This window comes from Sphingobium mellinum, assembly GCF_037860795.1.
In the GTDB taxonomy this organism is placed as follows: Bacteria; Pseudomonadota; Alphaproteobacteria; order Sphingomonadales; family Sphingomonadaceae; genus Sphingobium; species Sphingobium mellinum.
The window spans coordinates 410,086-423,731 of record NZ_JBANRK010000001.1 but is presented as its reverse complement, the minus strand read 5'-3'; the positions used below and the strand labels follow the sequence as shown (position 1 = coordinate 423,731).

16 protein-coding genes are annotated in these 13,646 nt (G+C 64.5%); 5 read left to right on the top strand and 11 right to left on the bottom strand.

Annotated features, from left to right (window positions below):
- Positions 1-5 precede the first annotated feature (5 nt).
- The 4 genes from pstA to AAC640_RS02105 all read right to left on the bottom strand — a co-directional run bounded on the left by pstA (position 6) and on the right by AAC640_RS02105 (position 5,108).
- On the bottom strand, positions 6-1,250 hold the full coding sequence (gene pstA, locus AAC640_RS02120; RefSeq protein ID WP_340264867.1) for a phosphate ABC transporter permease PstA: 1,245 nt from the start codon (positions 1,248-1,250) through the stop codon (positions 6-8).
- On the bottom strand, positions 1,250-2,644 hold the full coding sequence (pstC, locus tag AAC640_RS02115; protein ID WP_340264431.1) for a phosphate ABC transporter permease subunit PstC: 1,395 nt from the start codon (positions 2,642-2,644) through the stop codon (positions 1,250-1,252). Before pstC ends, pstA begins: the two co-directional genes overlap by 1 nt.
- Before the next feature lie 10 nt (positions 2,645-2,654).
- A complete protein-coding gene (locus AAC640_RS02110; protein WP_340264430.1) occupies positions 2,655-3,710 on the bottom strand; it encodes a substrate-binding domain-containing protein in 1,056 nt (351 codons plus the stop codon).
- A 150-nt stretch (positions 3,711-3,860) separates the two neighbouring features.
- Complete coding sequence (locus AAC640_RS02105) at positions 3,861-5,108, bottom strand: ATP-binding protein (protein ID WP_340264429.1); 1,248 nt, start codon at positions 5,106-5,108, stop codon at positions 3,861-3,863.
- Positions 5,109-5,206: 98 nt separating this feature from the next.
- On the opposite strand from AAC640_RS02105, the gene AAC640_RS02100 reads away from it, so the two are divergent.
- Genes AAC640_RS02100 through AAC640_RS02085 form a run of 4 tightly spaced genes read left to right on the top strand, consistent with a single transcriptional unit; the run spans position 5,207 to position 7,828 of the window.
- Positions 5,207-5,632: a hypothetical protein gene (locus AAC640_RS02100; RefSeq protein ID WP_340264428.1), complete on the top strand. Its 426-nt coding sequence runs from the start codon at positions 5,207-5,209 to the stop codon at positions 5,630-5,632.
- Positions 5,633-5,691: 59 nt separating this feature from the next.
- Positions 5,692-5,979, top strand: coding sequence for an HPr-rel-A system PqqD family peptide chaperone (locus AAC640_RS02095; protein WP_340264427.1), 288 nt, complete (start codon positions 5,692-5,694; stop codon positions 5,977-5,979).
- Positions 5,976-6,839, top strand: coding sequence for an HprK-related kinase A (locus tag AAC640_RS02090; RefSeq protein WP_340264425.1), 864 nt, complete (start codon positions 5,976-5,978; stop codon positions 6,837-6,839). Before AAC640_RS02095 ends, AAC640_RS02090 begins: the two co-directional genes overlap by 4 nt.
- Entirely contained in the window at positions 6,836-7,828 is a 993-nt protein-coding gene (locus AAC640_RS02085) for a nucleotidyltransferase domain-containing protein (protein ID WP_340264424.1), read from the top strand. Before AAC640_RS02090 ends, AAC640_RS02085 begins: the two co-directional genes overlap by 4 nt.
- A gap of 35 nt (positions 7,829-7,863) precedes the next feature.
- Here the strand turns inward: AAC640_RS02085 and AAC640_RS02080 are convergent, their stop codons facing one another.
- Positions 7,864-8,754 carry a diacylglycerol/lipid kinase family protein gene (locus tag AAC640_RS02080; RefSeq protein WP_340264423.1) on the bottom strand — a complete coding sequence of 297 codons (891 nt, stop codon included), beginning with the start codon at positions 8,752-8,754 and terminating at the stop codon, positions 7,864-7,866.
- A gap of 71 nt (positions 8,755-8,825) precedes the next feature.
- On the opposite strand from AAC640_RS02080, the gene AAC640_RS02075 reads away from it, so the two are divergent.
- On the top strand, positions 8,826-9,749 hold the full coding sequence (locus AAC640_RS02075; protein WP_340264422.1) for a metallophosphoesterase family protein: 924 nt from the start codon (positions 8,826-8,828) through the stop codon (positions 9,747-9,749).
- Here AAC640_RS02075 and AAC640_RS02070 read toward each other — a convergent pair.
- The 6 genes from AAC640_RS02070 to bcp form a co-directional block, all read right to left on the bottom strand.
- Positions 9,713-10,231: a DUF2239 family protein gene (locus tag AAC640_RS02070; protein ID WP_340264421.1), complete on the bottom strand. Its 519-nt coding sequence runs from the start codon at positions 10,229-10,231 to the stop codon at positions 9,713-9,715. The genes AAC640_RS02075 and AAC640_RS02070 overlap by 37 nt on opposite strands.
- Before the next feature lie 66 nt (positions 10,232-10,297).
- A complete protein-coding gene (gene xth / locus AAC640_RS02065; RefSeq protein ID WP_340264420.1) occupies positions 10,298-11,071 on the bottom strand; it encodes an exodeoxyribonuclease III in 774 nt (257 codons plus the stop codon).
- Positions 11,072-11,137: 66 nt separating this feature from the next.
- Positions 11,138-11,464: an iron-sulfur cluster insertion protein ErpA gene (erpA, locus tag AAC640_RS02060; RefSeq protein WP_340264419.1), complete on the bottom strand. Its 327-nt coding sequence runs from the start codon at positions 11,462-11,464 to the stop codon at positions 11,138-11,140.
- 79 nt (positions 11,465-11,543) lie between these two features.
- On the bottom strand, positions 11,544-12,269 hold the full coding sequence (locus tag AAC640_RS02055; RefSeq protein WP_340264418.1) for a M23 family metallopeptidase: 726 nt from the start codon (positions 12,267-12,269) through the stop codon (positions 11,544-11,546).
- Between the two features lie 107 nt (positions 12,270-12,376).
- Positions 12,377-13,186, bottom strand: a complete 810-nt coding sequence (locus AAC640_RS02050) for a ferritin-like domain-containing protein (RefSeq protein WP_340264417.1) — start codon at positions 13,184-13,186, stop codon at positions 12,377-12,379.
- The gene (gene bcp / locus AAC640_RS02045; RefSeq protein ID WP_340264416.1) at positions 13,183-13,644 is read right to left on the bottom strand and encodes a thioredoxin-dependent thiol peroxidase; all 462 of its coding nucleotides are present in this window, start codon (positions 13,642-13,644) and stop codon (positions 13,183-13,185) included. Before bcp ends, AAC640_RS02050 begins: the two co-directional genes overlap by 4 nt.
- Positions 13,645-13,646 lie beyond the last annotated feature (2 nt).

Genomic DNA, 13,646 nt, shown 5'->3' with positions numbered 1-13,646 from the left:
CATGTTTACCACCGTTGTTCGAACTTGTTGCGCAGGTAGATGGCGAGCCCGTTCATCGCGAGCAGGAAGACCAGCAGGACGATGATCGCGGCAGAGGTCTTTTCGACAAAGCCCTTGGACACTTCGTCGGACCAGAGGAAGATCTGCACCGGAAGCACGGTCGCCGGATCGGTTATGCCGCCCGGCGGTGTCGCGATGAAGGCGCGCATGCCGATCATCAGCAGCGGTGCCGTTTCACCGAGCGCCCGGGCCATGCCGATGATCGTGCCCGTCAGGATGCCGGGCAGGGCGAGCGGCAGGACATGGTGGAAGACGACCTGCACGGGGCTGGCACCTATGCCGAGCGCCGCGTCGCGGATGCTGGGGGGCACGGACTTGATCGCGTTGCGCCCCGCGATGACGATGACCGGCATGGTCATCAACGCCAGCGTCATGCCACCGACGAGCGCGGCTGAACGGGGCAGGTGCAGGAAATTGAGGAAGATCGACAGTCCGAGCAGGCCGAAGATGATCGACGGCACGGCGGCAAGATTGTTGATCGACACTTCGATAATGTCGGTCAGCCAGTTCTTGCGCGCATATTCCTCCAGGTAGACGGCCGTCGCGACGCCGATCGGGAAGCTGAGCAACAGGGTGATCAGCATCGTGAGCAACGACCCCTTGAAGGCGCCCCAGATGCCGACCTGGGTCGGATCGGTGCCGTCGCTGGCGCTCAGGAAATTCCAGTTGATGCTGGTGGAGAGAAGGCCCGCCTTGTCGAGGCGGTTCACGGCAGCCTCGGCCTCGGGCGATCCATCGCTCTTGGCGGCAAGATCAAGGGCGGTCGCGGCGGGCAGCTTGATCGTCTCGGTTCGCGACAGAATCTTGGGATCGGCCTTGATGCGGTCGCGCAGCACGGTCCAGGCGGTCGGTGCCACCCACTCCTCTGCATCGGGGCCCAGCGCCTTTTTGACGACCTCGCCCGTCACCATCGGCAGGTTGGCATTGGCCAGCGCCTGGTCGGTAATGGCATTGGGATCGAGCAGCAGCGGCGAGGCGGGGAAGTCCACTTTCACCGCGATCTGCGTGGCGGTGAAGCCGCGCAAGCCGTTGCCCAGCATGGTGAAGAGGAGGAAGGCAAGGAAGGCGGCGGACAGCAGCACCGCAAAGAGGCCGGCGGCCTTGAAGCGGCGTTCGGCAGCATAGCGCCGCGCGATTCGCTTGCGCATCGCATCCGACGTCCAGTCCGTGGGAATGCGTTCGGCGGTCATCATTCGTATGCCTCACGGTATTTCTTCACGACCCGCAGGGCCACGATGTTGAGCAGCAGGGTGACGATGAAGAGGACGAGCCCAAGCGCGAAGGCCGCCAGCGTCTTGGCGCTGTCAAACTCCTGGTCGCCGGTCAGCAACTGGACGATCTGCGTCGTCACCGTCGTCACGCTGGCGAAGGGGTTGAGGGTGAGGTTGGCGGCAAGTCCCGCCGCCATGACGACGATCATGGTCTCACCGATTGCACGGCTGACGGCCAGCAACACGCCGCCGACGACGCCGGGCAGGGCAGCGGGGATCAGCACCTTGCGGATCGTCTCGCTGGTCGTGGCGCCCATCGCCAGGCTGCCGTCGCGCATCGACTGCGGCACGGCGGCGATGCTGTCGTCAGCCATGGACGAGACGAAGGGGATGATCATTACCCCCATCACAAGGCCGGCGGCGAGCGCGCTTTCCGAAGAGGCGCCGCTGATACCGATAGCGACGGCGAAATCGCGCAGCGCTGGTGCCACGGTCAACGCGGCGAAATAGCCATAGACCACCGTCGGCACGCCGGCGAGAACCTCAAGGATCGGCTTCATCCATTTGCGAACCTGCGGCCGGGCATATTGAGTAAGGTAGATGGCGCTCATCAGGCCGAGCGGTATGGCGACGGCCATGGCGATGATCGCCCCGATGAAGATGGTGCCCCAGAATAGCGGCACGGCGCCGAACGCATTTTCATTGCCATAGCCAAGCGCGGCCGATTGCGGGCTCCATTTGGTGCCGAACAGGAAATCGACCGGGCTCACCATCGAAAAGAAACGGAAACTTTGCCACAGCAGGGACGCGACGATGCCCAATGTGGTGACAATGGCGAGCAGCGAGGCGAGCAGCAGCACCGCCATGACGATGCGCTCGACCCGCGTTCGCGCGCGGAAATCGGCACGGACGCGAGTGAAGGCATAGGCGCCACCGGCAAAGGCAAGCACCAGCGCGAGCGCCGCGCCGGCCATGCCATATTTGCCGATGGCGGCCCTATAGGGTTCGACAAGGCCCTGCGAGAGCGGGTTGAATGCTGCAGCCTGGCTGCCCACGGCGATCGCCCGCGCTTCAGCCAGGACGGACGAACGGGTGAAGGAATCGGCAGGCAGGCTTTGCGCCGCCGGACTGCCCAGCACAGCCTGCGTCACCAGACCGGGAGCGACATTGGCCCACACCGCCAGGAAGATGCCGGCCGGGACCAGCGTCCAGAGCGCGACATACCAGCCGTGATAGCCGGGCAGGCTGTGCACGGCGTCACGGCGGCCCGATGCCCGCGCCGCGGTTTGAAGCCGCAGCGCACGGGCACGGGCGGTGACCCAGGCGATTGCGCCCAGGCCAGCCAGCAGCAGGAGGATTGCAGGACCTGTCATCTGGATTTCTTTATTTCAGCTGCGAACCGTCGAGGACGGGCAGCGACTTCACCGCTTCGGCGCTGGCCTTGCGGACGGTGTCGGGGGCCGCGACCATGCCGCGCTTCGTCAACGCGCCATTGGGATCCCAATTGGCCGCGAAGGTGTTGAGATAGGCCTGCAGGCCCGGAATGGCCGCCATGTGCGCTTTCTTCACGTAAATGAAGAGGGGGCGCGCGCCCGGATAGGTGCCCGACGACACCGTCTCATAGGTCGCTTCCACGCCGTTGATCGGCACGTCCTTCAGGGAATCCCTGTTTTCTTCCAGGTAGCTGAAGCCGAACACGCCCAGCGCGTTGGGGTTGGCCGCCAGTTTCTGAACGATGAGGTTATCATTCTCGCCCGAATCCACATATTTGCCATCCTCGCGAATGCGCGTGCAGGTGGCCTTGAATTCGTCCTCGTTCTTCTTCTTGAGCGTTCCCATCGCCGGATCGGTTTCGCAGCCCTTCGTCAGGATCAGTTCGGCGAGCGAGTCGCGGGTGCCGCTGGTCGAGGGGGGGCCGAAAACGGAAATCGGGGTGGCGGGCAGGCTGGGATCAACATCCTTCCAGGTCTGGGCCTTGTTGGGACCCTTGCCATAGGGATTGGCGGCCAGCGCCTCATAGACGATCTTCGGCGTCAGCTTGAAACCTGGGCCCTTGTTCGATTCCGCGAAAGCGAGGCCGTCGACGCCCACCTGGATCTCGACGATGTCCTTGACGCCATTCTTCTGGCAGTCCTCAAATTCCTTTTTCTTCATCCGACGCGATGCGTCAGCGATATCGGGATGCTGAGCGCCGACGCCCGCGCAAAACAGCTTCATGCCGCCGCCGGTGCCAGTCGATTCGATGATCGGGGACTTCATGCCGGGATTGCCCGACACGAACATTTCAGCAACCGCGGTGGCGAAGGGGTAAACCGTCGAGGAGCCCACAGCGCGGATCTGATCGCGCGTACCGCTGGACCCGCCGCCCGACTGTTGACCGCAGCCGGCGAGAGAGAGGGCGGCCGCAGCCGTGGCGGCGAACAAGACAAAATGCTTCACGGAAAACCTCCATAGTCCAGGCCGCGATTCGCATGTCGCTGCCCCCCATGGACAGCCGCCTAGCCGCGGTACATCGCGCCTTTGTGACAATCCAATTGCACTTTTATGACATCGAACGGGAAAGCGGCAGGGTGGACCGCAGAATTGCGATCACGTCCTTGCCGTTGCCCCTTTTTGTGCCTCCACCATGGGCGGCAGCAGCACCGATATCGTGGTGCCCTTGCCAACAATGCTGGCGATGTCGAGTCGGCCCCGGTGACGCTCCACGATATGCTTTACGATGGCAAGCCCGAGACCCGTGCCCCCTATCGCGCGGCTCCGCCCCGAATCCACACGATAAAAGCGTTCCGTCAGCCGCGGCAGGTGATCGGGTGCGATGCCATCGCCCTCATCCGCGACGACCAGCTTCGACATGCCGCTCGGCCCTTCGGTCACCGTCACCCGTATCGGGCTTCCGGGCTTGCCATATTTGACCGAATTGCCGATCAGATTGTGGAGCAGTTGGGACAGCTGCGCGCGATCCCCCTGCACGGGCCGCAGGCCGGCCGTCAGTTCCATCTCCACATCCTTGCCGCGCTCGCCATGACTGGTGCGGAAAATAGCCACCGTTTCGGCAACCAGTTCCGAGAGATCGACCGCGCTGTCGGGGGAGCGATATTTGTCGGCTTCGATGCGGGAGAGCGAGATCAAATCGTCAATCAGCCGCTGCATTCTGCGCGCCTCGCCCTCCATGATGGACAGGAAGCGTTGGCGCGTTTCGGTGTCGCGGCCCAGGTCCGGATCGGCGAGCGTTTCGATAAAGCCCAATATGCCGGCCAGGGGCGTGCGCAGTTCATGGCTGGCATTGGCAACGAAATCGACACGCATCCGCTCGGCCGCATAGGCCCCGCTATGATCGACCAGATGAACCAGTCGGCGCCCCTGACCGATGTCGCCCAGGGGTGCGATCCGCATTTGCCAGCGCTGGTCACGGGTGCCGAGACCGACCAGTTCGATCATGGCAGGCTCAGCCATGGCGGCCTGGCTGGCGAGCCGCTCCGCCGCGGCCGGGTGGCGGATGGCGATGCGCGCATCCTCTCCCTCGATGTGCGAGCCGAGCAGCCGCCGGGCAGAGCGGTTCGCGCGAATGATCCGTCCCCTTTCGATCAGCAGCAGCGGATCGGGAATGCCCTCAAGCAGGTCGGCGAAGGCAGGCAGAAGCACGATGTCGGGCGGAGGTTCGGCCGTTGGCGGTTGTGTGATAGCGGCGCCCTGGACCGTGATGAGCAGGACGGCGACCCCCGCCAGCGCTGGAAGGGCGACGGCAATGGGGGATACGCCGAGCAGCAGGGTGCTGCCTGAGGCAAGCAGCAATACGGCCAGCGAGGCAGTGATCTGAGAAGTCGTCAGTCGATTCATGGTTACCGTGCTGGATTCCCGTCGCATTTACTGCAATGGCTGCGGCCTTAGCGTCCAAACTTTACGCTTTGGCAAGCGCGATAGCGGATCATGAGGATATGAGCGAGCAATTGCCTGACCGGCCCCAGCCGCAAGACACGGACGATAGCGTCGCGCCGGGCGGGGCTTCCCGCCGTCAGCTGCTGATAGGGGGCGCCGTGGCGGCGTCCGCGATCGTGTCGATCCGGCCAGCACTCGCCAGCACGGCGGCCTCGGTGCTCAATTGCACCATTCCGGTTCCCGACCAGGCGCGCGCCGGCAGCTATATCGCCCCCAATGGTCAGGTGGTGCCGGCTGGCACGCCGGGCGCATACCCATCGGCCGGGCGGGCGTTCACCGGCGATCAGGTCCGCCAGGCGCTGGGAGGCCGGCCGCTGCCTGGCACCAGCTACGACCAGAATCAGGCCTATCTCAACTATATCCGCCGTCTCCAATCGGGGACGAGCGGCTTTACCTGCTACGCGTCATTGCAAATGCCGCGTTAGGCACCTGCTTACTCCTCTGCGCTACAGCAGGGGCGACGCATATCCGTAAAGGGCAGGTCGTGGAAGCAGAGCGCCGTTATGGCCCCTATGGCAGCGGGGCAATTATACCCTGCGTGCTGGAGGACATCACGCTGCTCTACCATCGTGCGTCGGGGCAGACGCATATGGTGATTAGTCCGGTGCCCGAGATATTGCAGGCGCTGCGCGACGGCACGTCGATGAGCGCGGCGGAGGTCCACGCGCGGCTGGCGCGTGATTATGACCTGGGGCCGGAAGCGGAGGCGATCGCCCAGATCGAGGCACATCTGCAAGAGCTGGCTTCGCTTGGACTGGTGCCGGCGCAGTGAAACATCAGCTTGCGCTCAGAATCGGACCGGCGACGTTCCGGATCGGGTCGGCCTGGCGGCAGCCGGTCGAAATGCTCGCAAGACTCTACGCCGACTATCCCCAGCCTCAGGGAGAGGTCGCGGATTTCAGCGTGCGGCTGGAACCCGCCGGGATGCTTCGGCGCTGGCTGCGGCCCTCCATCTTCATCACCGGCGACCACGGCCTTGCCGACGCCGCGCCGATGAGCCTCGCGCATGGGCTGCTTGCGGCGGAAATGGGCATGAACCTGCAGATGGCGCTGGGCTGGCGGCGGCATGTGCTGCTCCACGCGTCCAGCGTTGAAAAGCATGGCAAGGCGCTGGTGATGACCGGCGAGTCAGGGTCGGGCAAGTCGACATTGGCTGCCATGCTGGGGGAGCGGGGTTGGCGGCTGATGGGCGATGAGTTCGCCCTTCTGGACCTGGGCAGCGGCCATGTCTTCCCCTTTCCCCGGCTTGTCTCGCTCAAGAATGGCGCGATCGACGCAATGGCGGCGCATGCGCCGGCGGAGCGGATGGGGCCGATGCTTGCCGCGACGGCCAAGGGCGATATCCGCCATCTCGTGCCACGATCCGACGCGGTGGCCCGGATGGGGCAAGCCGCGCCGCCGGCCATGCTGTTGTTTCCTCGTTTCGGCTACGCGCCCGACATTCGTCCGGTGGGGCAGGGGGAAGCCTTCATGCGGCTTACCCAGGCGTCGACCAACTATGTCGCGCTGGGAGAAGGAGGCTTCACGGCGCTGACGCGCTTCGTCAAAACCGTGCCGGCGCGAGCGATCGATTTCCCGACCGGCGAGCAAGCCATCGCCATGGTCGAGGCGCTGTGGGAGGAACTGGCATGAGCGCGGCGGCGGTCGTGCGTGCGCTGCGCGATCCTGATTTCGTCGCCACTTTCGATGGCGTGCAGTGGAATGGAGTGATTGCCGCCGCGCGGGCCGAACGGCTGATCGGCACGCTGGCGTTGCGTGTTGACGACCGACAGGTGCCGGATGCCGTGCGGCCCATCCTTGCCGATGCCAGGCGCGAGGCTGGGCGAGAGGCGCGACAGGCGCTGTGGGAGGCGGATCGGGCGGCAGAGGCGCTGGCCGACCTCGACGTGCCGGTCGTGCTGCTGAAGGGCACGGCTTATGCAGCTGCCGAACTGTGGGCGGGGCAAGGCCGGTTCATTGGCGATCTTGACATATTGGTGCCGCGCGCGGCGATGAAGGCGGTCGAGGATCGGCTGATCCGCGCGGGATGGGAATGGGTCAAGGACGATCCCTATGACGATGCCTATTATCGCCAGTGGATGCACGAATTGCCGCCGCTGATCCATCGCGATCGCGACCGGATGATCGACGTGCATCATACGATATTGCCGCTGACCGCGCGCCAGACGCCTGACGCCGAAGCGATGCTGGAGGACGCGGTTCCAATCACTGATGGATTATGGGTCCTGACGCCGGAGGACCGGGTCTGTCATGCGGTAGCCCACATGTTGGCCGATGGTGATCTCGCCGGCGGGCTGCGGAACCTGTGGGACATTCATTGCCTGCTGGCGGAGGTGGAGCCCGACCGGCTGGATCGGCGCGCCGCACGGCACAGCCTTGTTCCGCATGTACGGCAGGCGCGACGGCTCGCGGACAGGCTATATGGCGAGGGCCGGGCGAGGTTGACCCTTTGGGATCGGCTCGTGCTGCTCCGACTGCTCGCGCGGGATGGGTGGGGGCGGGAACAGCGCAAGATGCTGCGTTTTGCCTTTTATATCCGCTCGCACTGGCTGCGGATGCCGCCGATGATGCTGGCGCGGCATCTTCTGACGAAGTGGCGCAAAGGGCACCGCCCTGCCTGATTCGTCCCCCGTCTGATTCGCTACAGCGGCGAGTATCAGGCTGTTACGGCCACTTCGATGGCACCCGCCGCGACCTTAGCCCTCGCGGGCGTGGAGGCCAACACTTCGCCGTCTATCGAGATGCGCTGGCTGGGACGGGTTTCGATGCGAAAGGACCGTCCGCGAAACTCCTCCGTATGGGAATCGCGGTCGCGCAGTTTGAAGAATTTGGCGTACCAGTCCCAGGCAAGCCGCGCATGGCTGCGGCCGACAACGGCCTGCACAACCAACTCGCCAGTGTCGACATCGGCGCGTTCGGACAGTTCGACCCCGCCATGATAGGAACCGTTCAGAATTCGTACCTCGGTCGACCACATCCGCTTTTCCCCTTGCCCGTCGTCGATCGTCAGGCGGAAGGCGCGGAAGGCGAAGGAGCATTTCACGGCCCAGAGCAGATAGCCGACCCGGCCGAGATAGCGCTTGAGCTCATGCGGCACCGTCCTGCCGATCATCGGTGAAAGACCCAGCGAGGCGGCATTGACGAAATAATCATGGCCGATCATGCCCAGGTCGATGCGCCGCCGACGGCCGGACGCGATCACTTCCACCGCGCCGTCAAGGTCGAGCGGGATGCCGAGCGTCCGTGCGAAGCTGTTCGCCGTGCCCAGCGGCAGTACCCCGAACACGCAGTCCTTGCCGACCAGTTCATCGACCGTGCCGGAAAGCGATCCGTCGCCCCCGCCGACGATCACCATGGGGACGCCGGTCGCCACCGCGTCGCGGACGGTCTGCTGCATTTGGTCGGGGTCATGCACGGCATGGGCGGCGATCAGCCGTACGCCGGCTTGCTCCAGCTTGTCCCTGGCCTGGGTGAATAGCGCCTCGCCCTTCCGGCTGTGGACGTTGACGATCAACACCGCTTCGCGCGGCAGGCTATTCGTTTCCATGCCGCTACAACTCGTCACCCGCCGATCGGGTCCAGCCGCAACAAAAGCGCGCGAATGCTCGTTGGAACGCCATGGCCCGCATCGCTCATCTGTCCGACATCCACTTCGGCGCGCATGATCCGAGGATCGTGTCCGCTGCCGAAGCCTGGCTCCAGCAGAACCAACCCGATTGTGTGATCATCAGCGGCGATTTCACGCAGCGGGCACGGGTGGAGCAGTTTCGCGAGGCGGCTGCCTGGCTTGGCAGGCTGCGCGCGGCAGGCATGCGGCTGCTTGTCATCCCCGGCAATCATGACGTGCCGCTTTACGACCTTGCCCGCCGCTTCGGCGCGCCCCTGCGGCGCTACAAGCGCTATATCAGCAGCGATCCCTGCCCCTGGTATGAGGATGGGGAGGTCGCGATCTTGGGACTGAATACGGCGCGGTCGCTGACCATCAAGGATGGGCGGATCAACCATGACCAGATCCGGATGCTGCGCGAGCGTTTCGCGCCTGTCCCGGCGGACAGGACGCGCATCCTGGTCACGCACCATCCGCTTTTTTCCATGCCGATCGGCAAGGGCAGTGAATTGAGCGAAGCGGTCGGACGGCATCAGGATGCGGTGGCCGCGGCGGCGGACGCGGGCATCCATATAGCGCTCGCCGGCCATTTTCACCGGACCTATGCCGCCGCCGCGCAGAAGATGGTCGCCCATGCCGGCGGCGCGCTGGTGATACAAGCGGGCACCGCCACCTCCACCCGATTGCGCAACGCGGAGCCGCAAAGCTTCAACTGGCTGCATGTGCGGCGCAACGACGAGATCGAACTGGAGGTGGTGGTATGGGACGGGGCCAGCTTCCAGCGGGGCCATCATGTCGCCTACCGACATGTTGAAGGCGACTGGATCGCCGAGGGACTGGCCGATCCGGCCGCGTGCCCGGGTATCCGGGTGGCGCAAGCCGCGCGGAGCGGGCCAGGTCAGACGAAGGCGGGTGCGGCCAACGCTCGACCATGATCGCAAATGGCGCGCGGCCAGCCTTCCGACGCCTGATCGAACCCGGCCCGATCCTTTGCATAGAGAGCGCGGATGGCGGCTTCATAGCCGGGACGGTCGCCTGCCATCACGGTCAGGAAATGATAGGCCGCATCCATCGCCGCGCGGGGTGATGGTCGTTCCTGCGCCGCCTTTCGCGCCGCCTCCACCAGGCGCCGCAACGTGACCGAGGCGCCGCCGGGCTGTGCCGCGAGCCATTCCCAGTGCCGGGGGAGCAGTGTCACTTCGCGTGGCTGTACGCCCAGCCTTGGCCTGCCCCGGCCGCGCGGGCTTACCTCTGCCGGTTCACGCAGATCGATGTCCACCTGCCTGCCCGTGGCATCATCGAACATCAGAAGATTCTGCGCGTCTCCACCCCCGGCAAGGAGGGCCGCGCGCACGTCATCTTCGTCGCCCATTGCGATCAGCCGTTCACCTGCAAAAACCGTCAAACTGCGGGTCATGCCGAATCTCCTTCGGCACGTTATTTATTACCCGGATGTTATTAAGGCAATATCACCCGGATAAATTTAGTCCGTCAGTTCCACCCATGTCGGCGCGTGGTCGCTTGCCTTTTCCCGGCCGCGAAAATCCTTGTCCACCTGGGCGTCGATCAGGCGGTCGGCGGCCGCGGGGCTGAGCAACAGATGATCGATGCGAAAGCCCGCGTCGCGGGGCCAGGCGTTCATCTGATAGTCCCAATAGGTCCATACCCCGCCGCCGGGATGGCGGCTGGCGATCGCGTCGGTCCAGCCATCGCCCAGCAATCGGCGATAGGCAGCGCGGCTTTCGGGCTGCATCAACGCATCGTCGGCCATCGCCTTGACGGAGTAGACATCCTTGTCGCGGGGAATGACATTATAGTCGCCGGCCAGGATCGCCGGCACTTCCTCGGCCCAGATCTGCGTTGCGCGGGAGCGAAGCCGCTTCATCCAGCGCAGCTTATAGTCGAATTTCGGCCCCGGTTGCGGATTGCCGTTGGGCAGGTAGATGCTTGCGACACGCACGCCTTTCACATCGGCTTCGATATAGCGGCTATGCTCGTCCTCGGGTTCCCCCTCCAGCCCGCGCCGGACCTCCACGGGCTTTTCGCCGCGGGCGAGAATGGCAACGCCGTTGAACCCCTTTTGCCCGTGCCAAATCGCGCCATAGCCGACATCCTCGATATCCTTGACCGGGAAGGTTTCGTCGGAGGTCTTGATTTCCTGCAGACAGGCGATGTCTGGCCGTGTTTCGTCCAGCCATTCCAGCAGCCGGGGGAGGCGCGCCTTGATACCGTTGATGTTGAAGGTCGCGATGCGCATGGACGAATTCTCCTTGCGCGCATCCCTAATGACTATCGGCCCCCTTCGACAAGGGCGGCCCGACGCTTAAATGGAGAAGCTGGACCCGCATCCGCATCCGGCGGTCGCGTTAGGATTGGTCACCTTGAAGGCGGCACCACCCAGGTCAGACACAAAGTCCACCGCCGATCCGCGGACCAGATCCAGGCTGACATCATCGACCACGAGCGTCACGCCGTCCCGCTCAACCGTGATATCGTCCGCCTCGACCTCTTCAGCGAGACCGAACCGATATTGGAAGCCGGAACAGCCACCGCCCTCGACCGCAAGGCGCAGTATGGCAGGCTTGCCCTGTTTGGCGGCGATCGCGGCGACGCGTGCAGCGGCGGAAGGGGTAAGGTCAATGTCGGCCATGGCGCCTAGATAGGATCAAGCGAAAGGCCCGGCAAGCCATGGCGCGCCGGGCCCTTGCGGAAACTGGTCATGACTGAAGTTATTCCGCCGCCTTTTCCTCGGCCTTGGTGGGGCCGCCCATGGCAACCGGGGGCTTGGTGCTCATCGCCACCAGAACATCGGGGCCGACGACGAAGGGCATCGGATTGATGGCCTGGCCATCGACGCGCACTTCATAATGAAGGTGGCTGCCGGTCGATCGGCCGGTCGAGCCCATCAGGCCGATCAGCTGGCCGCGATGAACATAGCTGTTGGCCGCGACGATCAGCTTCGACATGTGGCCGTAGCGCGTTTCGATGCCGCCGCCATGCGAAATCTGGACAAGATTGCCATAGCCGCTGGCCCAACCGGCGCGGCTCACGATGCCATCGGCGGTGGCGTAGATAGGCGTGCCCGTGGGTCCGGGTATGTCGATGCCCTTGTGCATGCGGGCGCCGCCGTTGAAGGGGTCGGAGCGGACGCCGAAGTTGGAGGTCAGCGAAAGCCTTTGCACCGGTCGGCCGGTGGGGATGTTGTTATTGCTCGCCCTGGTGCCGCCATCGAGCCGCTGCAGGCTGGCGAAAATATTGGAAAAGCCGATATCGGCCGGGCCGAGCGGGCTGGCATTGATTTCCGAAGCGTCACCATAGGGGTCGTCATCAACGCTTTTCGCCTGAGCCGGGATTGCAGCGCACAGTGTGCCCGCCATGCCCATTGCTCCGATCATTTTAAGCGCAGCCTGGAACCATCGCGCAGAGCGCGCATTATTCGTACGAACAACCAACATGCCGACCCCGACTTATCCCGGAGGCTCTATGCCTCTCGGCGCTCCCCGCGTTTCACATCATTGCGACCGAAATCGCCACCCGCGTCCGCAGAAGGGCATCTCGCGCCTCATTGTGCAAGCGCGCCGTAAAATTCCCGCGTTAAACCGGCTTGTCGACGCGCCGAGTCGTTGAATGGGGGTTTCAGCACCCCCCGGAAATGGCGCTTTACAAGGATTTGGTAATGATTAGCGGGCTCAAGCTCGGCTCTGTTCGTCGCGTGACGGAACCAGGCCGTCCCAGCGGCCACATGGCGAATCTCATCTGTCATAATGCGCCGCAACATACGTGCTGAAATCAGATCTCCGGCGGCTTCGAAACGTTCGACCGTGGCGGGGGTAATGTCCAGAGCGCGGGCCTCCAGCACCATCGGGACGATCGCCAGCCGCGCCATCGCGTCATGCGCCGTCTCAACCGCCGCCTGCCACAATCCCTCATGCGCGGCGAGGGCGCCATAGGCGCTGCCAAGCTGCTTCAGGCGGCGATCCAGCAGCGCGAAATGCATGGCTTCCTCGGCGCCCACCCGCATCCAGTCGTCGATGAAGGTCGCCGGAAACTCATCGCCGAACCTTCCGATCAGGTCGAAGGCGAGGTCTATCGCGACAAATTCTATATGCGCGAGCGCGTGCAGCATCGCGATCCGCGCGCGTTCCGACCCGATCTTGCCGCGCCTGGGCATCTGGTTGGGCGGCAGCAACAACGGCCGATCCGGCCGGGCGGGGCGATCCGGCATCCTCTTGTCGAAGCGGTGCGCGAGCCGACCTGCCTTCCAGGCCCGCGCCGTCGCTCGCGCGACCATCAGCTTGGACAGCGGATCGGCGGTCAGCAGCACATGGGCGCACGCCGCCCCCACTGAATCGATGGTTGCGGGCAGGCTCAAAGCGCGCGCCCAGCCTCCAGGACCTCGGCGGCGTGCCCCTTGACCTTCACCTTGGGCCAGACGCGCACGATCCTGCCATCGGCGTCGGCGAGGAAGGTCGCCCGCTCGATGCCCATATATTTGCGGCCATAGAGCGACTTTTCGACCCAGGTGCCGAACGCTTCGCACGCCTCCCCCGGCTCATCCGAGGCGAGGGTGACGGCGAGGCCATATTTGTCGGCGAACTTCTTGAGCTTCGCCGGCTTGTCCTTCGAAATGCCAACGACGGCCATGCCGAGCGCGGCGAAGTGCGGTGCCAGATCGGTGAAGTCCTTCGCCTCATTGGTGCAGCCGGGCGTGTCGGCCTTGGGATAGAAATAGACGACCAGCGGTTTGCCGCGATAGCGCGTGAGCGTGAAGTCGGCGCCATCGGCATCTTGCAGCGTGACATCAGGCAGGGCGTCGCCAACATCCAGCATCG

Excerpts from the sequence above, each read along its gene's own strand:
- pstA (WP_340264867.1), bottom strand. The coding sequence starts at position 1,250 with ATGACCGCCGAACGCATTCCCACGGACTGGACGTCGGATGCGATGCGC.
- pstC (WP_340264431.1), bottom strand. The coding sequence starts at position 2,644 with ATGACAGGTCCTGCAATCCTCCTGCTGCTGGCTGGCCTGGGCGCAATC.
- AAC640_RS02105 (WP_340264429.1), bottom strand. The coding sequence starts at position 5,108 with ATGAATCGACTGACGACTTCTCAGATCACTGCCTCGCTGGCCGTATTG.
- AAC640_RS02100 (WP_340264428.1), top strand. The coding sequence starts at position 5,207 with ATGAGCGAGCAATTGCCTGACCGGCCCCAGCCGCAAGACACGGACGAT.
- AAC640_RS02085 (WP_340264424.1), top strand. The coding sequence starts at position 6,836 with ATGAGCGCGGCGGCGGTCGTGCGTGCGCTGCGCGATCCTGATTTCGTC.
- AAC640_RS02080 (WP_340264423.1), bottom strand. The coding sequence starts at position 8,754 with ATGGAAACGAATAGCCTGCCGCGCGAAGCGGTGTTGATCGTCAACGTC.
- AAC640_RS02075 (WP_340264422.1), top strand. The coding sequence starts at position 8,826 with ATGGCCCGCATCGCTCATCTGTCCGACATCCACTTCGGCGCGCATGAT.
- AAC640_RS02070 (WP_340264421.1), bottom strand. The coding sequence starts at position 10,231 with ATGACCCGCAGTTTGACGGTTTTTGCAGGTGAACGGCTGATCGCAATG.
- xth (WP_340264420.1), bottom strand. The coding sequence starts at position 11,071 with ATGCGCATCGCGACCTTCAACATCAACGGTATCAAGGCGCGCCTCCCC.
- erpA (WP_340264419.1), bottom strand. The coding sequence starts at position 11,464 with ATGGCCGACATTGACCTTACCCCTTCCGCCGCTGCACGCGTCGCCGCG.
- AAC640_RS02055 (WP_340264418.1), bottom strand. The coding sequence starts at position 12,269 with ATGTTGGTTGTTCGTACGAATAATGCGCGCTCTGCGCGATGGTTCCAG.
- bcp (WP_340264416.1), bottom strand. The coding sequence starts at position 13,644 with ATGCTGGATGTTGGCGACGCCCTGCCTGATGTCACGCTGCAAGATGCC.